Below are 20907 nucleotides of genomic sequence, written 5' to 3'. Positions count from 1 at the left end.
CGGGGGTGTGGCGGTGATGCTCAGTAGCGACCGAAGGCGAGCGCCACGTTGTGCCCACCGAAACCGAACGAGTTGTTGATCGCGTAATCGATCTGCCCGTACCGGGGTTCACCGTGCACGACGTCGATGTCGCATTCCGGGTCCAGGTTCTCGAGGTTGAGGGTCGGCGGGATGACGCCTTCCTCGACGCTCTTGATCGTCAGGACCGACTCGAGCGCCCCGACCGCACCGATGGAGTGTCCGAGCGCGGACTTCGGCGCGTACACCGCAGCATGCTGTCCGATGGCGGCGAGGATGCCCGCGGCCTCGGCGGTGTCGCCGATGGGGGTCGACGTCGCGTGCGCGTTGATGTGGGTGATGTCGGAGCGCTGCAGACCAGCGGTCTGCAGGGCCCGGGTCATGGCCCGCGCGTTGCCCTGACCACTCGGGTCGGGGGCGACGAGGTGGAATCCGTCGGAGGTGATGCCGGTACCGAGCAGGCGGGCGTGGATATGTGCACCGCGTGCGCGGGCGTGTTCCTCGCGTTCGAGGATCAGCATCGCCGAACCCTCGCCGAACACGAAACCGTCGCGATCCTTGTCGAACGGTCGCGACGCCGCTGCGGGGTCCTCGTTACGGGTGCTCATCGCCCGCATCATCGAGAACGCGGCGATCGGCACCGCGTCGATGTGACCCTCGACGCCGCCGGTGACGACCATGTCGGCGTCACCCATGACGATGTGTCGCCAGGCGTGCGCGATGGCCTCGGCGCCCGACGAACAGGCCGAGACGGGGGTGATCACGCCGGCGCGTGCGCCGACGTTGAGTCCCGCGACGGCCGCCGGTCCGTTCGGCATCGCCATCGAGACGGCGAGCGGGGACACCTTGCGGTAGTTGCCGGTGCCCTCCATGGCCTGGACTGCGTCGACCATCGCGTCGGAGCCACCCTGACCGGTGCCGATGACGACCGCGAGGCGGTCCTTGTCGACGTCGGGTTCGCCGGCCTGCGCCCAGAGGCGCTTGCTCATGACGTGGGAGATGCGCTCGACGTAGGCCATCCGCCGGGATTCGATGCGCGTGACCTCCTCGGCGGGATCCTGGAGGAGACGACCACCGATGCGCACCGGGAGGTTGTACTTGGTGATGAAGTCGTCGGTCAGCTCACGGATGCCCGATTCGCCGGCCAGCAGGTTCTTCCAGGTCGAGTCGAGATCCCCACCCAACGAGGTGGTGGCCACCATGGAGGTGACCACCACACTCGGGAAGTTCCCACCCAGCGTGGAGTACTCGCGGAGGGAAGAGGGGGTCATCAGGCCTCGTCTGCCTCGACCTGCGCCTTGATGGCAGCTGCGGCCTCGGGGTTCTCGCTCTCGAGCTTCTGGATGTAGGCGACCGCGTCACCGACGGTACGCAGGCCGGCCAGATCCTCGTCGGGGATCTTGACGCCGTACTTGTCCTCGGTCTGGACCGCGATCTCGACCATGGACAGCGAGTCGATGTCCAGGTCGTCGACGAACGACTTCTCGAGGGTCACCTCGGACGGCTCGATGCCGGTGACTTCCTCGATGATCTCGGCGATGCCGGCAATGAGTTGTTCCTGGGTGGCAGCCACTGTGTGGTTCCCTTTCGTCTTCCTACGTGGATGTGAGATTTCCGGAGCGCAGCACGGACGGAGAAGTCCGCGCGCTTGGACACGCCGACATTGAAGCCGACGTTCCGGGGGTCGCGGACTACCCGCGACCGCTATCCAAGTTCAATGATCTTCGCGATGTCGCCGGGCTCCTTGAGCGCCAGCGCGGGGGTGCCCTTGAGCTCGCGCTTCGCGATGCCCACCAGCGTCCCTGCCGGGGGCAGTTCCACCAGGGCGTGTGCCGAGTGGTCTCGCAGGTACGCCGAGCACAGATCCCAGCGGACCGGCCTGGTCACCTGTCCCACCAGCTTGGCCAGCGCGTCGGCGCCGTTCGTGACCGGCTGTCCGTCGGAGTTCGACAGCAGGGTCCGGGTGGGATCGGCGGGCGTGATGCGGGCGGCGGCTGCGGCGACGGCGTCCTGCGCCGGGGCCATGAAGTGCGTGTGGAACGCGCCGGCGACCGCGAGCTTGCGGATCCGGGCCTTCTCCGGCGGCGAGGCGATCAGCTCGTCGATCTGCGCGACCGCGCCGGCGGCGACGATCTGCCCGGCGGCGTTGCGGTTGGCGGGGACGAGATCGAGTTCGTCGAGACGTGCGAGGACGGCCGCCTCGTCGCCCCCGAGGACCGCGGCCATGGTCGTGGGCTGCAGGGCGCACGCCTTCGCCATCTCCGAGCCGCGCAGCGCGGCCAGCGTGACGGCCTCGTCGGCCGAGATGACACCGGTGATCGCGGCGGCGGCGAGTTCGCCGACCGAGTGGCCGGCGACCACGGCGTCGGCGGGCAGTTCACCGTGCTTGCGCACCTCGTCGTAGGCCAGCAGTGCGGCGACGACGACGAGCGGCTGGGTCACTGCGGTGTCGGTGATCTCCTCCGCCGTGGCGGTGGTGCCGAGGCGTTCGAGGTCCAGACGGGTCTGTTTGGACCAGGTGGCGATCTGGTCACGCGCGCCCGGCAATTCGAGCCATGGCGTGAGCATGCCGGGTGTCTGAGATCCCTGTCCGGGAGCAAGCATCGAAAGCACGTGACCAGAGAACACCCTTTACCCGTGGGATGTGGGTGTGGAGAAGCATGAAGCTTGTCGCGGGCTTTTGTGGGGTTCCCACAAAGGAGACCTAGAGGTCACCTGGTTCGTCATCAGTCTGAGATTTGTTACCGAACCGTGTTCTTAAGGCTCCAATCAGCACAAACGGTGAATCGGACATGAAACCCGTGTGACTCATGTGGCAGATGTTGGCGATTTGTGCCGGAAGTGTGTCAGTCGACCCACCGTCGACGCGACCCTCAGAACGTAGGCGTCGCGCGGGTTAGTTGGGTCACGTCCTGTGATTTCCGAAATTTTCTTCAGTCGGTATCGAACCGTATTTGGATGGATGTACAGAATTCGGGCGCAGGACTCGACCGAGCCGCCGGAGTCGAGGTAGGCCTCGAGAGTGGTGGTCAACGTCGCACCGCCCTCGGCGAGCGGCTGGACGAGGGATTCGATCAAAGCGGTCATCGCTGACTCGTCGCCGTTGAGCGCGCGCTCGGGTAGCAGTTCGAGACTGTGGACCGGCCGCGGTGCGCTCGGCCAGCCGGCCACCGCCTCGATCCCGGCCATGGCCTCGGTGGCACTCGAGTGCGCGCTGCCGAGGTTCGGCATGGTCGGACCGATCACCACCGGACCGTCGGCGAAGTGGGAGAGCAGTGCGCCGACGAACTTCTCGGTCGGACGGGCGGGACCGCTCACGATGGCCACCAGCACCGAACCCTGCACCACCGACAGGGCCGACCGGTCGAAGGACTTGGCCGTGTTGTGGATCGCCAGTGGCACCGACACGTTCTGTTCCGGCGGCGGCGTCCCGACTATCACGGTGGCCGGCGCATCCGAGTCCCAGTTGAGCGCCGCTGCGCGAGAGAGTAATTGCGGCCCGGTGTCGCCGCGGACCACCGCGTCGACGACGAGGGCCTCGAGTCGGGAGTCCCACGCTCCGCGTGATTCCGCGGCCGAGGCGTAGATCGCCGCCGCGGCGAAACCGATCTCGCGTCCGTAGCGCAGCACCGACTCGGTCAGCGCACGGAGCTGGGCATCGTTGCGGGCGAGGAGCGGCAGCCACTTCTCGAAGAACTCCATGGCCACGCGGACCATCTCGACGGTCTGCAGCAGCGTGATGCGGCGGGCGAGGTCCTGCGGGACCACCTGGAAGGCCTGGACCGTGAACTTCACGTTGCCCTCGGGGTCCTGGATCCACTCGACGAAGTTGACCACCGCGGTCTGCACGACGAGTTGCACACTCGCGCGCTGCGCAGCGTCGAGGTCGGAGAAATAGGGCAGCTGGTCCTGCATCGAATGGACCGCCTCGGTGGCGAGTCGGCCGCTGTACTGCTTGACCCGCCGGAGAAGCGTGTCCGGCAGCGCGTCGTGCACGGTGGCGGGTGCCGGTACGTGCGCGCCCCGCTCACCGAACACGTCAGCCGGTGGCTGCTTCCTGTTCACGCGCGCATCGGACACGACCTCAATCTAGCCCCTCGGCCGGAGTGGGTTCCCCGACCGAGGCGAGTGGAGGCCGTGTCCGTCGGCGCGACCGGTCAGGCGACTCCCGGATCGCTGGTCTGCTCGGGTGCGGCCGAGACGTCGTCGATCTGGTACTTGTCGGCGGCCTGCTTGGCCACCGACATCTCGATGTTGCCGTCCCGGGCGAGCGCGACGAGCACCGCGACGACGATGGACTCGGCATCGACGTTGAAGAACCGTCGCGCCGCCGGACGCGTGTCGGAGAACCCGAACCCGTCCGTCCCCAGCGTGAGGTAGGTGCCCGGGAGGTATGCCCGGATCTGCTCCTGCACTCCGCGCATGTAGTCGCTGACACCGACGAACGGGCCGGCGGCGTCGGCGAGCAGCTCGGTCAGGTACGCCGGTGCCGGCTCGGCGGCCGGATCGCGCAGTACCTCGCGGTCGGCGCGGATCCCGTCCCGGGCGAGCTCGCTCCACGACGTGACCGAGTAGACGTCGGCGCCGACGTTCCATTCCTCCGCGAGCATGTCGGCGGCGCGCAGTGCGTCGGGCATGGTCACACCGGACACGAGGATGTTGGCCGGGTGTTCCGTGCCCTCCGGCGCCTTCTGGAACCGGTACGCGCCCTTGACGATGCCGGTCGGGTCGAGTCCCTCGGGCTTCGCCGGCTGACTGATCGGCTCGTTGTAGACGGTCAGGTAGTAGAAGACGTTCTCCGGGTCCTCGCCGAACATGCGCTCCATACCGCTCTCGACGATGTGGCCCAGTTCGTAGGCGAACGCCGGATCATAGGAGACAACGGCGGGGTTGGTCGCGGCGAGCAGCGGCGAATGCCCGTCGGCGTGCTGCAAGCCCTCGCCGGTCAGCGTGGTGCGGCCCGCGGTCGCGCCGATGATGAAGCCGCGCGCCATCTGGTCGGCGGCGGCCCAGAAGCTGTCACCGGTGCGCTGGAAGCCGAACATCGAATAGAAGATGTACAGCGGGATCATCGGCTCGTCGTGGGTCGAGTACGACGTGCCGACCGCGGCGAAGCTGGCTGCCGACCCGGCCTCGTTGATGCCCTCGTGCAGGATCTGCCCCTCCGGGCTCTCCTTGTAGGCGAGCATCAGCTCGGCGTCGACCGAGGTGTAGAGCTGTCCGTTGCGGTTGTAGATCTTGAGGGTCGGGAACCACGAGTCCATACCGAAGGTCCGCGCCTCGTCCGGGATGATCGGCACGATCCGCTTGCCGACCTCCTTGTCGCGCAACAGATCCTTGAACACGCGCACGAGCGCCATGGTGGTCGCGACCTGCTGCTTGCCCGAGCCCTTCGCGGTGGCCTTCAGTGCCGAACTCATGTCGGCCTTCAGCACCTTCGCCTTGGTGCGGCGGCTCGGCAGGAAGCCGCCGAGGGTCTTGCGCCGGTCGAGCATGTACTGCAGCTCCGGCGAGTCCTTGCCGGGGTTGTAATACGGCGGCAGGTACGGGTCCTTCTCGAGCTGCTCGTCGGTGATCGGGATGCGAGTGCTGTCGCGGAAGGCCTTCAGGTCGTCGAGCGTCAGCTTCTTCATCTGGTGCGTCGCGTTGCGGCCCTCGAAGTGCTTGCCGAGCGTATAGCCCTTGATGGTGTGGGCCAGGATGACCGTCGGCTGTCCCTTGTGGGTCATCGCCGCGGCGTAGGCGGCGTGGATCTTGCGGTAGTCGTGGCCGCCGCGCTTCAGATTCCAGATGTCGGCGTCGGAGAGGTCCTTGACGAGTTCCTTCGTGCGCGGGTCGCGGTTGAAGAAGTGCTCGCGGACGAACGCGCCGTCGTTGGCCTTGTAGGTCTGGAAGTCGCCGTCGGGGGTGGTGTTCATCAGGTTGACCAGCGCGCCGTCACGGTCGGCGTGCAGCAACGAGTCCCACTCGCGGCCCCAGATGACCTTGATGACGTTCCAGCCCGCACCGCGGAAGAACGACTCGAGCTCCTGGATGATCTTGCCGTTGCCGCGCACGGGGCCGTCGAGACGCTGCAGGTTGCAGTTGATGACGAAGGTCAGGTTGTCGAGGCCCTCGGTGGCCGCGAAGCTGGCGAAGCCGCGCGATTCCGGCTCGTCCATCTCGCCGTCGCCGAGGAAGGCCCACACGTGCTGGTCGGAGGTGTCCTTGATGCCGCGGTCGTGCAGGTAGTGGTTGAACCGCGCCTGGTAGACGGCATTCATGGGGCCGATGCCCATCGACACCGTCGGGAACTCCCAGAAGTCCGGCATCAGTCGCGGGTGCGGGTACGACGGCAGGCCGCCGCCCTCGCCGGCGTGGCTGTGCTCCTGCCGGAACCCGTCCATGCGGGCCTCGTCGATGCGGCCCTCGAGGTAGGCGCGGGCATAGATGCCCGGGGAGGCGTGGCCCTGGATGAAGATGTGGTCGCCGCCGCCGGAATGGTCCTTGCCGCGGAAGAAGTGGTTGAAGCCGACCTCGTACAGCGACGCCGACGAGGCGTAGGTGGAGATGTGGCCGCCCACACCGACGCCCGGGCGCTGTGCGCGGTGCACCATGATCGCGGCGTTCCACCGGATCATCTGGCGGAAACGGCGTTCGACGTCCTCGTCACCGGGGAACCAGGGTTCGGCCTCGGTGGGGATGGTGTTGACGTAGTCGGTGGAGGTGAGCGCGGGGATCGACACCCGCTTCTCGCCGGCGCGTTCGAGCAGACGCAACATCAGGTACCGGGCACGACCGGGGCCCGCGGCGTCGAGGAGGGCGTCGAACGAGTCGAGCCACTCGTCGGTCTCGTCGGGGTCGATGTCGGGCAGATAGGACGCGACTCCTTCACGGATGACCCGGACTCGTTGTCCGGCGGCACGTCCGTTCGAGCTGGGGCCGGTGTTCCCGGCGGCGCTCGGCGAGACGTCCTGTGTCGCTTGGTCCATCTGGTTGGTCACGGTGATGCCTACTCCCTCTGACAGGCCGAACTCGGGGTGGTGGTCCGACCGCATGGCGTCGGCACCGCACTCCGATGTGGTGCGGCGCCTACCCTCATCGTGCCCCATGTGGGGTGGCTTGGCACCGGGTGGATCCGTGTCGCGTGTCCCGATCGGCGTGATGCGGTAGCGTCCAGAAACGGTTACTGACCAGTAGGGGGAGTGGATGCCGGATCGAGGAGGCGCGGCCGACGGGCGGCGCCGGGGTCGTGCCGTCCGGTCGGCGACCGCGGCCACGATCGCACTCGGCGCGGCCCTGTCGGGGGCGTGCGCGTCGACCGTCGATGGCGCAGGGGCGCCGGCGCCCGGCGAGGTGGCGGTGTACCGCTCCGAACTGTCCGCCTCGGCGGCCGCGGAGGTGCGTGCCGAGGGTGTCGAGCTCTGCCGCGAGTCGATGGCGTCGATGGTCGTGATGGTCCGCGGGTTCAACGCCTTCGTCGCCCGGCTGAACGCGGCGCAGACCTACGCCGGGGTCGGGGATCTCGACGAGAAGGCACGTGCCAGTCTCATCGCCGGTGCCGACGGGATCCGCCCCAAGATCACCGAGACGTCGCCGGCGGCCGTCTCCACGCCGGCGCGGGCGTTCCTCGCGTCGACCGCGCGCCTCGAGAACGCGATCAGTCGCGAACTGCGTGCCGGCCTGAACCCGGTGTCGAGCGAGTGGTCTCGCACCAAACAGCGCCTGCTCGATGTGTGCGGTACCTACACGCCGCTCCCGGCCACGTCCTCGGCCACACCTCGACCGTCGGTTCCCGCCACGTCGTCGGCCGAGCGACCCGGGGGTTGACGGCGCCGTCCGCCTTGCGCCGCTGGATACGGTTTGTTCCGCCCCGCTGTGGGTAACGATCGGGCGGGTCGGTCACGGAACCGGTGCGAAACGCCCGAAATCCCTGACGGCGTTCGGCTTGCAATGTGAGGCTCTAGGCTGTTGCCTATGCTGACAGGCGAACGGCGTGCGGGAGCGCACGCGGATTCGCCACAGACGACGCACAGAACGATCCACGAATCTTCAGGAGGTCACGCGCGGTGGTAGCCGCCACAGACGGTAGCAACGCCCAGAAACTGGGCTTGACCGCAGGCTTGGTCGTGCAGGAACTCGGCTGGGACGAGGACACCGACGACGAACTGCGCGCTGACATCGAGGACGCGATCGACGCCGAGATGGTCGACGAGGATGCCGATGACGTCGTCGACGTCGTGGTCCTCTGGTGGCGCGACGGCGACGGCGACCTCGTCGACGCCCTCATGGATGCGATCGGTCCGCTCGCCGAAGACGGTTTCGTGTGGGTGTTGTCGCCGAAGACCGGCAAGTCCGGCTACGTCGATCCGAGTGAGATCGCCGAGGCGGCCCCGACCGCGGGACTCACCCAGACGTCGGCCATCAGCCTCGGTGACTGGTCGGCGGCCCGACTGGTCCAGCCCAAGGCCCGCGCGGGCAAGAAAGCATGAGCGGTGCTCTGCCTTCTGCGCCCCTGACCGTCGGTGACCGGGCCCCGGATTTCGCCCTGCGCGACCAGAACAACCAGCTCGTGTCGCTGTCGACCCTGCGAGCCGACCGCAACGTGCTCGTCGTGTTCTTCCCGCTCGCGTTCACCGGTACCTGCCAGGGCGAGCTCGGCTACATCCGCGACCAGCAGCCCCGTTTCGACAACGACGACGTGACCACGGTGACCATCTCGGTCGGACCCTCTCCCACGCACAAGGTGTGGTCCGCCGCGCAGGGTTTCCTGTTCCCGCTGCTGTCCGACTTCTGGCCGCACGGCGACACCGCGCGCGCCTACGGGGTGTTCAACGAGGACCGCGGCTACGCGAACCGCGGGACCTTTCTCGTCGATCGGGACGGCACGATCGTCTTCGCCGACATGGTCGGTCCCGGCGAGGTGCGCGAGAACGCCGTCTGGGACAAGGCACTCGGCGTCATCGGCTGAGTCGGCGCTTCTCCGCATCCCGCGCGATCGAGTCGAGTCGGTGCCATACGGAGTCCATCCCAGGTCGCTGCTCGGGTTCGAGATCCAGCATCCGGTCGAGCAGTTCGGCCAGAACATCGGGTAGAGCGCGGTTCGTCGAAAATCCGGAGTCGCGCGTCGTGGCCGACGTCGCGCGACGCAGAGTGCGCAGGCGTCGGATGCCCCGTTCGGACCACGGCGGGACCGCGCCGTATGGTCGTCGCCCCGTCAATGCCTCGAAGAGGGTGACGCCCAGGGCGAAGACATCCGCCGCCGGGGTCAGGGCGACGTCGACGGCCTGCTCGGGCGGCAGGTAACCGCGCGTGCCCGAGCCGTCTCGGCGCTCTCCGGGACGGCCGAGCAGCCCGAGATCGATGAGGATCGCCTGCCCGCCGTGCACGATGATGTTCGAGGGCTTCACATCCAGGTGAATCCAGCTGTGGCAGTGCAGGTATCGCAGCGCGGATGCCATCTGCACGCCGAGCTGCACCACGTCGTCGACACTCAGCGGGCCGTTCTCGATCACCCCATCCAGGGTGGCGCCGGGGATCGTCTGCATGGTGAAACCGATCAGACCAGACTCGTCCCGGGGGAGCATGCCGTAGCCGCGCACGAGATGCGGGTGGGCGAGTTCGGCGAGCGCGCGTCCCTCCCGACGGACGGACTCCGCGACCTCCTCATCGTGGCGTCGATGCCGTCGGATGACCTTGAGGATGCATCCTGTGCGGCGGTCGGTGTCGAACGCGTCCCAGGTGACGGTGCGCTTGCCGACGGCCAACGGGGCAAGTGGTTCGACACCGGGGAAACGTGGTGTCGGGTCGTCGGTGCCGTTGCGCTGCAACAGGTCTGACAGTTGCCTCATCGAACGTCACTCGCCGATGTGATCAGTCGGGTGCCGACGGATTCGACGGCGGGCAGCTCGATCACCCGATCGACGTGGTCGAGGACGACCGGGTCGTGGGTCAGGATCAACAGACTCCGATCCCGGTGCTCGGTCAGCGAGCGCATCAGGCGATGGGCGCCCGCCGGGTCGAGTCCGGTGGTCGGCTCGTCGAGGATGAGCAATCCGCCACCGTGGAGAAGTCCGCGTGCCACGTTGAGCCGTTGTCGTTGTCCGCCGGACAGGGTGCGGCCCCGCTGTCCGATGCGGGTGTCGTACCCGTCTGGGAGCCGGGTGATGAAGTCGTGGGCGTCGGCGCGTCGAGCGGCCGCGACGATGTCCGCACGGGTGGCGCCGGGTTCGCCGAAGGCGATGTTCTCGGCGACAGTCGCGTCGGACAGCAACATCTCCTGGGCGACGACGGCGACCGAGGCGCGGATCGACTCTCGCGTCACGAGAGCGAGATCGTTGTCGCCCAATCGAACCGTTCCCGAATGCGGTTGCAGGGAACCGTCGAGCAGGCGGGTCAACGTCGTCTTGCCCGCCCCGCTGCCGCCGACCACTGCGACGCGTTCACCGGGTTCGATCGTGAGGTCGAGGTCGTGCACGGCGTCGACGTCCCGGCCGGGATAGCGCGCGTGGACGTTTCGGAGCGCGACGCCCGCGGCCTCGGCCGGCAGTGCGACGGCGTGGGGCGGATCGGCCATGGTGGGCTCGTCGAGCAGTTCCTGTACCCGCTCGATGCCGGCGGTCGCGGCGAACAGCGAGGGCAGGAGGTTGCCGAGGTCGCGCACCGGGCGATAACAGCTCCCCAGGAGGGCCAGGAACGCCAGGACTTCGCCCAGGGTCATCCGCTGGGTGGCCAGGGCCCAGACGCCGAGCCCGATGACCACGAGGACGCCGAGGAGTTCGAACAGGCCGACCATCGGCAGGAACACGGCACGGACCCGGCTGGCGACCAGCTCGGCGTCCATGATGGCAACATTCTGGCGCTCGTAGCGCGCGATCGCCGTGGCCTCCTGGTTGTACCCCTGCACGAGGGCGGCATTGGCGAGGTGTTCCTCGGTGATCGCGCTGAGGGACCCGGCCCGACGCCGCCGTTCGCGTGATGCGGACTTGGTGTATTCGGCGAATCGGGTTGCGGCCCAGAAGAACAGCGGTACGACGACCATCGCCGCCAGGGCGAGGAGGAGATCCATCCAGAGGAGGGCGGCCACATAGATGATCAGGGTCGCCGCTTGGCGGAAGCCCCAGGTCAGGTGACGGACCATGAACGACTCGACCGTGCCGATGTCGGAGGTGAGACGGCTCATCACATCGCCGAGCCGCAGATGGTCGAGTCGGTGTGCGGGCAGTGCCAACACGTGCGCGAACGCGTCGCGCCGCAACGTGGTGAGGAACCTCTGGGAGATCCAGGTACCCAGATAGTCGTCGGCGCCGTCGACTACCGCGGCCAGCAGGTTGAGCCCGACGTAGATCGCCGTGATGTAAGGGAAGGGGCCGAGGTCCGCAGGCACCAGCACGTCGTCGACGAGACGCTCGAACAGCGCGATCTCGGCGACGGCGATCAGGGCGGGGATCACCGACAGCATCAGGCTGAGCAGGAGCCACCACCGGAGCGTGCGCAACCGCGGCCAGAACGTGCGGAAGATCTGCAGGACGGTCAGGGTCGCGGAGTGCTGGACGAGGGGCTGATCGTCGGCGCGGGGTCGTAGCAGCGCGAAGAACGGTGACGGCGAGGGCATGACGGAGACGTCCATCCGGGTTCGTGGTGGTGGTCGTGCTCGCGGTTGCGAGAGCGGGCGGGCGGGTGGCCCGATCTGCTTCGGGGGAACAGATCGGGCCGCACCGCCTAATCGGTGGTGGTGACCGGCGGGCGACGACGCGGACGGCGGGGCGCGCGTCGGCGGTTGTCCGTGGACGTGTCGTGGGGACGGCAAGCGCCGGGAACTGCCGGCGCGAGTGCGCAGAGGATGTTGGAGTGCGACATGAGAAGACCTTTCGTCGGGTGTCGTGATCGTTCCGCCGGTGGTCCCGAGCGGAACGGTTCTCACTGTCACGGACCCCGATGAGGTCTCCGTGAGTCGCACATGAAAGATCCTTCATCGTCGCCGACGGGTGCCGTCCCCTGCGGCGAGTGGCATCGTGGACTGGAAAAGCGGTTGCCGCACCGGGGATTCGACGGTGTGATGTGTGGGCCCGCTGACGCGGGCGCACACGAGAGGAAGAACTCCATGCCGACCAAGGTGTCGCCCAAGGTGCTGAACTATGCATCGCACGTGGACGACAACACCCTGACCCAAGCGGCCGAGACCGCCCGGTTGCCGTTCGTGCACCCGCACATCGCCCTCATGCCCGACGCACACTTCGGGAAGGGCTCCGCGGTGGGCACCGTCATCCCGACGACCGGCGCGGTGATTCCCGCAGCCGTCGGCGTCGACATCGGCTGCGGCATGATCGCGGTGCAGACGCGCCTGCGCGCCGCGGACATCGACGGAATGGACCTCGGGCGACTGCGGAGGACGATCGAGGACGCGATCCCGCTGTCGCCCGGCAACTACAACCGCGGTCTGGACCGGTTCGAGTTCACCCGGCCACGCATCGATGCCCTCGCCGAACAGGCGACGAAAGACGGTGTCGACCTGTCACATTCGCCGAAGTGGCGGGAGCAGCTGGGCTCGCTCGGCGGTGGCAACCACTTCATCGAGCTGTGCCTCGACGAGGGCGACGTGGTGTGGCTGTTCCTGCACTCGGGTTCGCGGGGCGTCGGCAACAAGATCGCGCAGAAGCACATCAAGATCGCTCAGCGGTTGTGCCGCCAGTGGTGGATCAAACTGCCGAACGCCGATCTCGCGTACCTGCCGCAGGGGACCCCGGAGCTGACCGCCTATCTGCGGGATCTGGCCTGGGCGCAGCGGTTCGCGTTCGAGAACCGCGCGGAGATGATGGACCGTTTCGTCGAGGTGTTCGGGAAGTGGTTCGCAGACAACGCCTCCGGCGGTGTCGTCGAGGAAAGGGAATCCCTGGAGGTGGACCGGATCAACTGCCACCACAACTACACCGTGCGGGAGACGCACGCGGGCCAGGACGTCTGGCTCACCCGGAAGGGTGCGATCGACGCCCATGAGGGCGTACGGGGCGTCATCCCTGGTTCGATGGGTACACGGTCGTATGTGGTGCGCGGCAAGGGGAATCCCGCGGGCCTGTGCTCGGCGCCGCACGGTGCCGGCCGGCGGTTCTCGCGGAGCGAGGCGCGGAGGCGGTTCACCGCCGACGATCTCGCCTGCCCGGATGGCGGGGATCGAGTACCGTCACGGCGACCAGTGGGTCGACGAGATCCCGGACGCGTACAAGGACATCGATCAGGTCATGGCCGACGCCGTCGATCTGGTGGACATCGAGTACACCCTGCGACAGATCCTCAACGTCAAGGGGACGTGACCGACCGTTCCTGGCCGACAACAGGACGAACCCCGAAGGTGCTGAGCACCTCCGGGATTCGCCCTGTCACCGCCGGCGGGGAGGTTCGGCTGCCGGCGGCGATGATCACTTGCCGGTCAGCTTGTCCTTGATGTTCGACGCGGCGTCCTTGACGTTCTCCACGCCGTCTTTGACGGCGGCGGAGAGCTGATCGCCCTTGCCCTCGCTCTTGAGCTGGTCGTCACCGGTCACATCGCCGGCGGCCTCCTTGGCCTTACCCGAGAGGTCCTCGGCCTTGTTGCCGACCTTGTCGCTGAATCCCATTCTCTTCTCCTTCATCTCATTGGTTCGACGACAGCCTCGGATGAGGCCGTCCGTCGGGGTCGCTTCTTCGGGTCACCTGTCGAGGTGGATGAGAGCCTGGACGTGGACTCCGGACTCTCCGAGCGCGGTACGGATGGCGGCGACGGTCTCCGCGACGGGCGCGGTGACCTCGTCGAAGCTCCGATTCGGCGTCGCCGACACCTCGCATCGGATGATGCTGCGCGACCGGTCGTCGATCGCTCTCGCGGTCACCTTCTGGAACAGCGGGTTCCCGGCCAGTTCCGTCGCTGCCGCGTTCGCGATCAGTTTCGGTGCGACGGTGAGCGCTCCGGTCTGATCGGAACCGACGAGCAGGGCGTCGTCCACTGCGCGGGGCCGTACGTTGGTGGCCAGCAACAACAGGCCCCAGCCGATCGCGATCACGGTGGCGCCGGCCAACACCCAGACCCACCAGGACGCCTGCGCGGCGTCGAGAGCGGCACGCTCGTCGAGACGGTCGACCCACCCGGCCACCGGTTGGGCCTCGACCTTCCATGCCACGGCTCCGACGCCGACGATGATGAGCAGCAGCGCCACGAGTCCGACCGACAGCCGATGTGCGGTTGCGGGAAGACGATTCATCGGACGCTCCTCGGTCCTCGATCGCGCACGCGCACCACAACCCGCGGTGACGAGGCGAGATCGGCCGCCACGGCGGCGACCGTGCTGTCGATGAGGGCGCGGTCGGCGACCTGCCTCCGCACCCCGACGGTGCATGTGACCTTCCGTCGCGTCACCACGGTGTCGGCGTCGAGTACGCCGGGCAGGTCGGACACGGCGGCGCTGCAGCGTCGGGCGACGTCTCCGGGGCGGGTCCACATCCCCTCGCCGGCGGCGAGTTCGAGGTGGGTCCGGCGACGAGGCTTGATCGCGATCCACAGTAGGACGAGGCCTACGAAGATCAACCCGATCGCGGCGGGCCACATCCAGTTCTGCCACTGCAGTTCTGCGACCCACTCGCCGGCGGTGACCGACCACGGACGACCATTGAGCCAGCTCGCGTCGACGGCGATGTCGCGTACGGCTGCCGCGCCGAACGCGAGGAGGATGAGCCCCAACGCTGCGCCGGCGATCGCAGCGCCCGGGAGAGCTGCAGGTGGGAAGACGTTCTGGGCGTCGGTGTTCCGTAGGGTCGCGACAGGAGCGGTACCCGATTCGGGTGCGGTCTGCGTCATCGTCGTACCCCCGTGTCGATGCTGATGGTCGGAGTGAATGCGTCGGTGTTGTCCGGGTCGTCGGGGCGCGGGTCGTTGTCGCGAATGTGGGCGTCAACGTCGTCGTACTCGGGCTCGTCGGAGACCGGCGGCAGGTCCACGTAACCCTTCTGCAGGCGCCGGATCGCCTGTCGTGGCTCGAACTTGGACACCGTCACGTCGACGCGAAGCGGAACGATCCCGGCGAGTCGCTCGACCTCGGCGGCGACGTGATCGCGTGTGGTGCGGGACACCTCGGCGACCGCGCACGGCCATTCGAGGGCGAGGGACAGGGTGATCCTGGCGCCGCCCGCATGAACGGCCGCGTCGGGAAAGTTCCGCTCACCGACTCCCAGTACCGACCCGACGCCACCGCGATGGCGGACGACCCCCGGGATGTCGAGAGCCGCTCGGGCCGCGATCTTCTCGATCACGCGATCGGCGACGGTGAGCGTGCCGGGCGGCGAGTCACCCGCGGTCGGGTGAGCATCCCGGGCGGGCCCGCCGGATTCGTGCTCAGCCACGACCCCGGCTCCGCAGGAGTGCGCCCAGATCGATGGTGCCGTCCCGGTTGAGTCCCAGCACGAGTCCCGCGGCGCCGAGCACGATGGCCAGCAGGAAACCGGCCAGCCCGCCGGCGACGGCGGCCAGAGCGAGGAGCAGGCCGGCGAACAGGCCCACGATCGCGTTGTTCATTGCGCTTCACCATCTTTCGGAGTCGGCTTCGAGCTGACGCTGATGTCTGCCACGGTCACCGTGACGGGTCTCGCGGCGAGCTCCTCGGTGACATCGCGTACCCGCGCGGCAGTGCCGTGGAGGTCGTACGCTGCGTCGACGACGATGTGGACCTCGCCGTGGTCGTCGGCGAGGGACACGCCCGGGACCCGACGCCCGGGCAGATACGTGGCGATCTCCCCGAACAGGCCGTTGTGCAGGTCACGGACGCCCGGTACGGCGAGGACGGCGGTGGCGAGGCGTTCCGCCAGTGGGCCCCCGTCGTCGGTCCGCGCCGCCGGGAGGTCCGACGTCATCACTGGACCCGCGGGGTGGTGTTCGACTCCTGCTCGTCGTCGCCGAACGCGATGTCGTGCACGGTGATGTTGACCTCGGTGACCTCGAGACCCGTCATCTGCTCGATCGCCGAGACCACATTCCGTCGAATGGCCGCTGCGAGTTGATGAATCGCGACGCCGTACTCGGCCACGATCGAGACGTCCACGGCGGCCTGACGCTCGCCGACCTCGACCTCGATGCCCTGGGTGGTGCTCACCGTCGTGCCCGGCAGGACGTCGCGGACCCGGCCGACCACGCGCTCGGTGGTGCCGCCCAGGTCGTGGACACCGTCGATCTCGCGTGCGGCGATGCCGGCGACCTTGGCGACCACGATGTCGGCGATGGAGGTGCGTCCCCGGTCGCCCGACGGATCACGGCGGGCGAGGGCACGGCCCGCGGCGCCGTCGGTGCGCGTGGCGTCGACGGTGGTGGCGTCGTCCTTGGTGGCGTCCTTGGTGGTGGTGGCGCTTGCGGACATGTCGAACTCCTTCGGTCGTCGTGTCTTCTTCGTAGACGGACCGCGTTCGGATGATGCGCGATCGCAAAGGCTGTTCACGATCCGTCTGTAAGGTCAGTCGGGACGGACGGGGGGAGTTGCACGCATGAATATCGGTGATTCAGCTCACAGGCAGCCGCTCGACCTGTCTGCGCTGGACCTTTCGGAGCTCGGTGATGACGAACTCGCAGGCGCGGCCGCCGTCGGCGACACCGAGGCGTTCGACGTGCTCGTCCGGCGCGTGACCCCGGGTCTGCTGCGATACATGCTGCGGATGGTCGACGGTCAGCAGACCGCCGAGGACCTCACGCAGGAGACTTTGCTCGACGCGTGGAAGGGGCTGCCCGACTTCGCTTTCCGGAGCAGCTTCCGCACCTGGATGTTCGCCATCGCGCACCGCAAGGCGGTGGACTACCACCGCCGCCGACGCGACGTCCCGTTCGACGACGAGCGGTTCGCCGAACTCGAGGCCGCCGGACCGCTGCCCTCCGACATGGCCGAACGGAGTCTGCTCATGGATGCGCTGCGCGCCGAACTGGACAACCTCCCCGCCAATTCGCGCGCCGCGTGGTGGCTGAAGGAAGTCGAGGGGCTTACGCTCGAGGAAATCGGACAGGTGTTGCGCATCACCACGGGATCGGTGCGCGGTCATCTCCAACGGAGCCGGAAGTTCCTGTTGACCCGTTTGGCGCCGTGGAACCCTGGTAAACCGAGAATCACACCGACGGAGACCGTCGACGACGCGGAGGGAGGCGAGGTCGGTGCCTGACAAGCACGGACGCGACTTCGAGGCCACCGACGTCGCCGACGCCTGGCTCGTCGAGGCGACACAGCAGATCGCCGCCGACGAACCCATCGGTGACGTCGACCGGCTGATCACCTCGATCTCGGGCAGCCTGCAACGCATTCGGCGGCCGGCTCGGACCCTGGCGACCGACGAACTGCGCGTCAACACGAGCGACCGCGTCGTCAAACAACTCATCGCCGTGCGTACCCGACGCGAACTCGGCCGCCTGACGGTCTTCGCGTCGGTCGACGGCGCCGGTGACACCGTCGACGGCGTGCGCGTCGGCCTGATCGCCCGTTACGCCGACGACCTGCCCGCGCTCTCCGACGAGGTGCGCGACATCGTCGACGAGGTGCTGCTCGACACCCTCGGGGCCAAGAGCAGCGCCGCGGCCCGACGCAACATCTCGGTGCGCTGGCAGGACGTGTACACCCGAGAGTGGCTGAGCCGGTAGCGATTTCAGGGCTTGGAGCGGAGCTCGGCGCGGGTTGGGGCTACGAGATCGGGGAGTGCGCGCAAAGGGATTCGAACCCCTGACCGCTGGTGTGTAAGACCAGAGCTCTACCGCTGAGCTATACGCGCGTGCCGCGCTGACGAACGTGGCGCTGCGCACACGAATTTAGTCGCTCCGATGCCGGTCGCTCAAACCGGGTCTGGGTGGTCGGGTCGCCAGCCCTTCGAGGCCCGTCGCTTTCGCTCCTCGCACCTCAGGGAGCAATGGGGGTCGCTTCTCGCGGATCGGGGAGCAGAGGGTCAGGCGAAGACGGGCGGGAGGGCCAGGACCATCACCGCGCCCCAGATCACGTGGGTGATCGCAGGGGCCAGGACGCCGGCGGTACTGCGTCGGAGGATGGCGCAGACGGTGCCGAGGACCGCGCCGGCGAAGCCGAGCATAACGTTGCCGCTGGCCATGGTGACCAGCACGTAAATGACCGTCGACACGAGGATCGGATTGTGCGGGCGGGCCGCCGAGTAGACCGAGCCGCGGAAGAACAGCTCCTCGGCGAGGCCGTTGAGCATCGTGATCGCGGTGACCACGGCTAGGCTGCCGAAGTCGGCGAAGGCCAGCACCTGGTTGGCGAGGTCGCTGACGCCGGGGATCATCCGTGCCACCAGGCCACCGACCACGAACGCGCCGCCCACGGCCAGGCCGACGACGACGCCGAGTCCGATCGCCCCGATCCGGTCGGGCGGGCGCGAGGGGGTGGGGCTGAAGGCACCGAGCCGCAGCGGTCCGGAGACGAACGCACCGACGATCCACACCGCCGCCAGACCGATGGTCAGCGGGTAGAACGCGGCGTCACCCGGCTCCACGCGCAGGGAGATGCCGAGAACCACCGCACCGATGACGAGGAAGACGCCGACCAGCCAGCGTCGTCGGATGTAGTGCGCGCCGGGATCGGGGTCGCGGTCCGCGGCGACGGAGTCGTACAGGTCGCGCGCCAGTGAGGTCACCAGCACATCACCACCTAGTTCGATCGGTCATGGAGTCGGTCGATCAAGGGTTACCGGTCACGACGCTACATCGGCGCGACTCGGTCGGAGGACTCCGACGACCTTGGTGGCCACCCCGAGGGATGTGCCGATCGTCTCGACGACGCTGCGCTTCACCCGCAACCAGTCGCCGCCGGCCCAGGCCGGGTCGGTGTCGGCGAGGTGGTGGAGGTCGTCGAGGTCGCACACCGAGCGGGGATACGGCGACCGCACGGATGCGTGAACGGCCTCGCGCATCGGTGTCAGACCGCCCGCCGGCGGCGGGACGAGGTCGCGGATGCGGTGCTCGGACGCCGTCATCGGGTGGTCGAGCGAGGTGACGAGCTCCTCGGTGAGCGACGCCGGGACCGGCACGAGCATGCCGCCGACCCGGCCCGCGAGCCGGGTCGAGATCCCGAAGACCGGTAGCCGCAGCCTCGGCATCCGGATCGCCGACACGTACTCGTGCAGGATCGAGATGTAGCGTGCGCTGTCGGGTCCGGAGATGTCGTAGTTCCCGGCGGGCAAGACGGAGGAGTCGCACGCCGCGGCCAGATAGTGGACCGCGTCGCGGATGGAGATGGGATCCATCTCGTTGGTGATCCAGTCGGGTTCGGGGATCACCGGCAGTCGGTCGGCCATGTAGCGAATGATCTCGAACGACGTCGAACCCGCGCCGATGACCACTGCGGCGCGCAGCCACACCAGTTCGGGTCCGCCGTCGACCACCAGTCCGTCGGCGACGTCGGCGCGGCTCTGCAGATGGGTGGACAGTTTGTCGTCCGACGGCACGAAACCGCCGAGATAGATGATCCGTCCCACTCCGGCGTCGCGTGCGGCTTCGGCGACGTTGCGTGCGGCGTCGCGGTCGCCGTTCGCGAAGTCGGCCTGGCCGATGGCGTGGACGAGGTAGTAGATCGCGTCGATCTGGCCGGCGTCCGACATCGCCTTCCGGACCGAAGCCGGGTCGTCGGCGTCCATGGTCACCATGCTGACTTGGTCCGACCAACCGAACTTGGCCAGCTTCCGGGTGTCCCGCGACGTGACGACCACGTCGTGTCCCTGCTTGAGCAGTGCGCACACCAAGCGGGAACCGACGTACCCCGTGGCGCCAGTGATGAGAAGTCGCATGACACCGACGGTAGAGAAAATCGGCGGAGTCGGTTGGCTCGGGAGCGTCCATGTGACAGACACGGTGCCGATGTCACGGTCGGGTAACGGCGTCGGTGACGGTCACGGTTGCGCGACGACTGCCCGTCGGTACCGTTCGGCGACCCGGTCGTGGTACTCCGCGGCGGCCACCAACTCGGCCCGGAGTTCAACCGGTTCGATCACGGTGAAATCCGCGCCGAAGGCGTACAGCCAGCGAGCGATCTCGGCGAGCGACGTGCTGTACAGCGTGATCTCGCAACTGTGCTCGTCGCCGGACTCGAGTGCACCCCACGATTCGTGGACCATCGCCGACACCGCGTCGAGCGAGGCATGGATACGCACCCGCGCCGTGACGCGTCGGTAGACGGACCCGAGACCGCGCAGAACGAACGCCGCCGCGCCGCCCTCGGGTGGTTCGCGCGGGGTGAAACGCGGTCCGGTCGGCACCTTCGGTTCCATCCGGTCGACCCGGAACGACCGCCAGGCGCCGCGTTGGATGTCGAAACCGACCAGATACCAACGGTTCCCGTTGCGGACGAGTCGATAGGGTTCGATCTCGCGTCGGCTCTCCTCCCCGTCGTTGCGCCGATAGTCGAACCGCAGCCGCTCGTTCCGATGGCATGCGGTCGCGATCTCGGTGAGCCGGTCCGCGGACACCGCGCTCGCCGGTGCGGTACGGGGCACGGCCTCGATCCGCAGGGCGTCGAGTCGGTGGCGCAGCCTCGACGGCATGACCTGACGCAGCTTCGCGAGCGCGCCCGCCGAGGCCTCCGCCATGTCGGCGACCGCACCGGTCGTCACCGCGTCGAGACCTAGGGCGACCGCGAGGACCTCCTGGTCGTCGAGCAGCAGCGGCGGCATCTCCGCGCCGGCGCCCAGTCGGTAGCCACCGCGCGAGCCGACGTTGGCGTCCACCGGGTAGCCCAGTTCGCGCAATTTGTCGATGTCGCGCCGGACGGTGCGGGTGGTGATGTCGAGGCGCTCGGCGAGTTCGGGGCCGGACCACTCACGCCGCGTCTGCAACAGCGACAGCAGCGCCAGTAACCGCGCGGAGGTTTCCAACATGTGCCCATCTTGCCCGACGATGCGGACAGGTCCGGTCCT

At 68.1% G+C, this 20907-nt stretch carries 22 protein-coding genes, 1 tRNA gene and 1 pseudogene; 6 read left to right on the top strand and 18 right to left on the bottom strand.

The genetic code is table 11. From position 1 onward, the window contains the following. Positions 1 to 20 precede the first annotated feature (20 nt). The 5 genes from Q9R39_RS01250 to aceE form a co-directional block, all read right to left on the bottom strand. Entirely contained in the window at positions 21 to 1289 is a 1269-nt protein-coding gene (locus Q9R39_RS01250) for a KasA/KasB family beta-ketoacyl-ACP synthase (protein WP_058252054.1), read from the bottom strand. After that, on the bottom strand, positions 1289 to 1591 hold the full coding sequence (gene acpM, locus Q9R39_RS01245) for a meromycolate extension acyl carrier protein AcpM (RefSeq protein WP_058252053.1): 303 nt from the start codon (positions 1589 to 1591) through the stop codon (positions 1289 to 1291). The genes Q9R39_RS01250 and acpM overlap by 1 nt, the downstream gene beginning before the upstream one ends. 131 nt (positions 1592 to 1722) lie before the next feature. Continuing rightward, the gene (locus tag Q9R39_RS01240; RefSeq protein ID WP_058252052.1) at positions 1723 to 2631 is read right to left on the bottom strand and encodes an ACP S-malonyltransferase; all 909 of its coding nucleotides are present in this window, start codon (positions 2629 to 2631) and stop codon (positions 1723 to 1725) included. A gap of 195 nt (positions 2632 to 2826) precedes the next feature. Further along, complete coding sequence (locus Q9R39_RS01235; RefSeq protein ID WP_058252051.1) at positions 2827 to 4098, bottom strand: CdaR family transcriptional regulator; 1272 nt, start codon at positions 4096 to 4098, stop codon at positions 2827 to 2829. Between the two features lie 77 nt (positions 4099 to 4175). Further along, positions 4176 to 7055, bottom strand: a complete 2880-nt coding sequence (gene aceE / locus Q9R39_RS01230) for a pyruvate dehydrogenase (acetyl-transferring), homodimeric type (protein ID WP_058252050.1) — start codon at positions 7053 to 7055, stop codon at positions 4176 to 4178. 151 nt (positions 7056 to 7206) lie between these two features. Here aceE and Q9R39_RS01225 point away from each other — a divergent pair, with 151 nt between their 5' ends. From Q9R39_RS01225 to Q9R39_RS01215, 3 genes are all read left to right on the top strand, one after another. Next, a complete protein-coding gene (locus tag Q9R39_RS01225) occupies positions 7207 to 7827 on the top strand; it encodes a hypothetical protein (RefSeq protein ID WP_078112767.1) in 621 nt (206 codons plus the stop codon). Positions 7828 to 8066: 239 nt separating this feature from the next. Continuing rightward, positions 8067 to 8489, top strand: coding sequence for a DUF3052 domain-containing protein (locus tag Q9R39_RS01220; RefSeq protein ID WP_058252048.1), 423 nt, complete (start codon positions 8067 to 8069; stop codon positions 8487 to 8489). Then, positions 8486 to 8968 (top strand): peroxiredoxin, encoded by a 483-nt coding sequence (locus Q9R39_RS01215; RefSeq protein WP_068971527.1) that lies wholly within the window; start codon positions 8486 to 8488, stop codon positions 8966 to 8968. The genes Q9R39_RS01220 and Q9R39_RS01215 overlap by 4 nt, the downstream gene beginning before the upstream one ends. Here the strand turns inward: Q9R39_RS01215 and Q9R39_RS01210 are convergent. Continuing rightward, positions 8958 to 9848 (bottom strand): serine/threonine-protein kinase, encoded by an 891-nt coding sequence (locus Q9R39_RS01210; protein ID WP_078112768.1) that lies wholly within the window; start codon positions 9846 to 9848, stop codon positions 8958 to 8960. The two genes, Q9R39_RS01215 and Q9R39_RS01210, sit on opposite strands and share 11 nt — an antisense overlap. Continuing rightward, positions 9845 to 11611, bottom strand: a complete 1767-nt coding sequence (locus tag Q9R39_RS01205) for an ABC transporter ATP-binding protein (protein ID WP_176455915.1) — start codon at positions 11609 to 11611, stop codon at positions 9845 to 9847. Before Q9R39_RS01205 ends, Q9R39_RS01210 begins: the two co-directional genes overlap by 4 nt. A gap of 489 nt (positions 11612 to 12100) precedes the next feature. Between Q9R39_RS01205 and Q9R39_RS01200 the strand changes: the two are divergent. Next, positions 12101 to 13307: pseudogene (locus tag Q9R39_RS01200) on the top strand (RtcB family protein). A gap of 105 nt (positions 13308 to 13412) precedes the next feature. On the opposite strand, the gene Q9R39_RS01195 reads toward Q9R39_RS01200, so the two are convergent. The 7 genes from Q9R39_RS01195 to Q9R39_RS01165 form a co-directional block, all read right to left on the bottom strand. Beyond that, the gene (locus tag Q9R39_RS01195; protein WP_058252045.1) at positions 13413 to 13610 is read right to left on the bottom strand and encodes a CsbD family protein; all 198 of its coding nucleotides are present in this window, start codon (positions 13608 to 13610) and stop codon (positions 13413 to 13415) included. Positions 13611 to 13682: 72 nt separating this feature from the next. After that, positions 13683 to 14231, bottom strand: coding sequence for a hypothetical protein (locus Q9R39_RS01190; RefSeq protein ID WP_311276979.1), 549 nt, complete (start codon positions 14229 to 14231; stop codon positions 13683 to 13685). Then, positions 14228 to 14824, bottom strand: a complete 597-nt coding sequence (locus tag Q9R39_RS01185; protein ID WP_311276978.1) for a DUF6286 domain-containing protein — start codon at positions 14822 to 14824, stop codon at positions 14228 to 14230. Before Q9R39_RS01185 ends, Q9R39_RS01190 begins: the two co-directional genes overlap by 4 nt. Then, on the bottom strand, positions 14821 to 15366 hold the full coding sequence (locus Q9R39_RS01180; protein WP_311276977.1) for an Asp23/Gls24 family envelope stress response protein: 546 nt from the start codon (positions 15364 to 15366) through the stop codon (positions 14821 to 14823). The genes Q9R39_RS01185 and Q9R39_RS01180 overlap by 4 nt, the downstream gene beginning before the upstream one ends. Continuing rightward, entirely contained in the window at positions 15359 to 15538 is a 180-nt protein-coding gene (locus tag Q9R39_RS01175) for a DUF2273 domain-containing protein (protein ID WP_065630080.1), read from the bottom strand. The genes Q9R39_RS01180 and Q9R39_RS01175 overlap by 8 nt, the downstream gene beginning before the upstream one ends. Beyond that, positions 15535 to 15873 carry a hypothetical protein gene (locus tag Q9R39_RS01170; RefSeq protein WP_247449588.1) on the bottom strand — a complete coding sequence of 113 codons (339 nt, stop codon included), beginning with the start codon at positions 15871 to 15873 and terminating at the stop codon, positions 15535 to 15537. Before Q9R39_RS01170 ends, Q9R39_RS01175 begins: the two co-directional genes overlap by 4 nt. Continuing rightward, a complete protein-coding gene (locus tag Q9R39_RS01165) occupies positions 15873 to 16373 on the bottom strand; it encodes an Asp23/Gls24 family envelope stress response protein (protein WP_058252039.1) in 501 nt (166 codons plus the stop codon). Before Q9R39_RS01165 ends, Q9R39_RS01170 begins: the two co-directional genes overlap by 1 nt. A gap of 124 nt (positions 16374 to 16497) precedes the next feature. Between Q9R39_RS01165 and Q9R39_RS01160 the strand changes: the two genes are divergently transcribed. Both Q9R39_RS01160 and Q9R39_RS01155 read left to right on the top strand, forming a co-directional pair. After that, positions 16498 to 17160, top strand: coding sequence for an RNA polymerase sigma factor (locus Q9R39_RS01160; RefSeq protein WP_078112774.1), 663 nt, complete (start codon positions 16498 to 16500; stop codon positions 17158 to 17160). After that, positions 17153 to 17632, top strand: coding sequence for a hypothetical protein (locus tag Q9R39_RS01155; protein ID WP_311276976.1), 480 nt, complete (start codon positions 17153 to 17155; stop codon positions 17630 to 17632). The genes Q9R39_RS01160 and Q9R39_RS01155 overlap by 8 nt, the downstream gene beginning before the upstream one ends. Positions 17633 to 17688: 56 nt before the next feature. On the opposite strand, the gene Q9R39_RS01150 is transcribed toward Q9R39_RS01155, so the two are convergent. The 4 genes from Q9R39_RS01150 to Q9R39_RS01135 form a co-directional block, all read right to left on the bottom strand. Next, positions 17689 to 17760: transfer RNA gene (locus Q9R39_RS01150), tRNA-Val, on the bottom strand. Positions 17761 to 17931: 171 nt separating this feature from the next. Continuing rightward, a complete protein-coding gene (locus Q9R39_RS01145; protein ID WP_078112776.1) occupies positions 17932 to 18639 on the bottom strand; it encodes a type II CAAX endopeptidase family protein in 708 nt (235 codons plus the stop codon). Positions 18640 to 18690: 51 nt separating this feature from the next. Then, positions 18691 to 19782, bottom strand: coding sequence for an NAD(P)H-binding protein (locus tag Q9R39_RS01140; RefSeq protein WP_311276975.1), 1092 nt, complete (start codon positions 19780 to 19782; stop codon positions 18691 to 18693). Between the two features lie 102 nt (positions 19783 to 19884). Further along, entirely contained in the window at positions 19885 to 20868 is a 984-nt protein-coding gene (locus Q9R39_RS01135; protein WP_065630075.1) for a YafY family protein, read from the bottom strand. Positions 20869 to 20907: the final 39 nt, after the last annotated feature.

It is taken from the genome of Gordonia sp. AC31 (assembly GCF_031844505.1).
GTDB lineage: Bacteria > Actinomycetota > Actinomycetes > Mycobacteriales > Mycobacteriaceae > Gordonia > Gordonia hongkongensis.
Note: the sequence above shows the minus strand (reverse complement) of the source record. Positions and strands in the feature narration are given on the sequence as shown.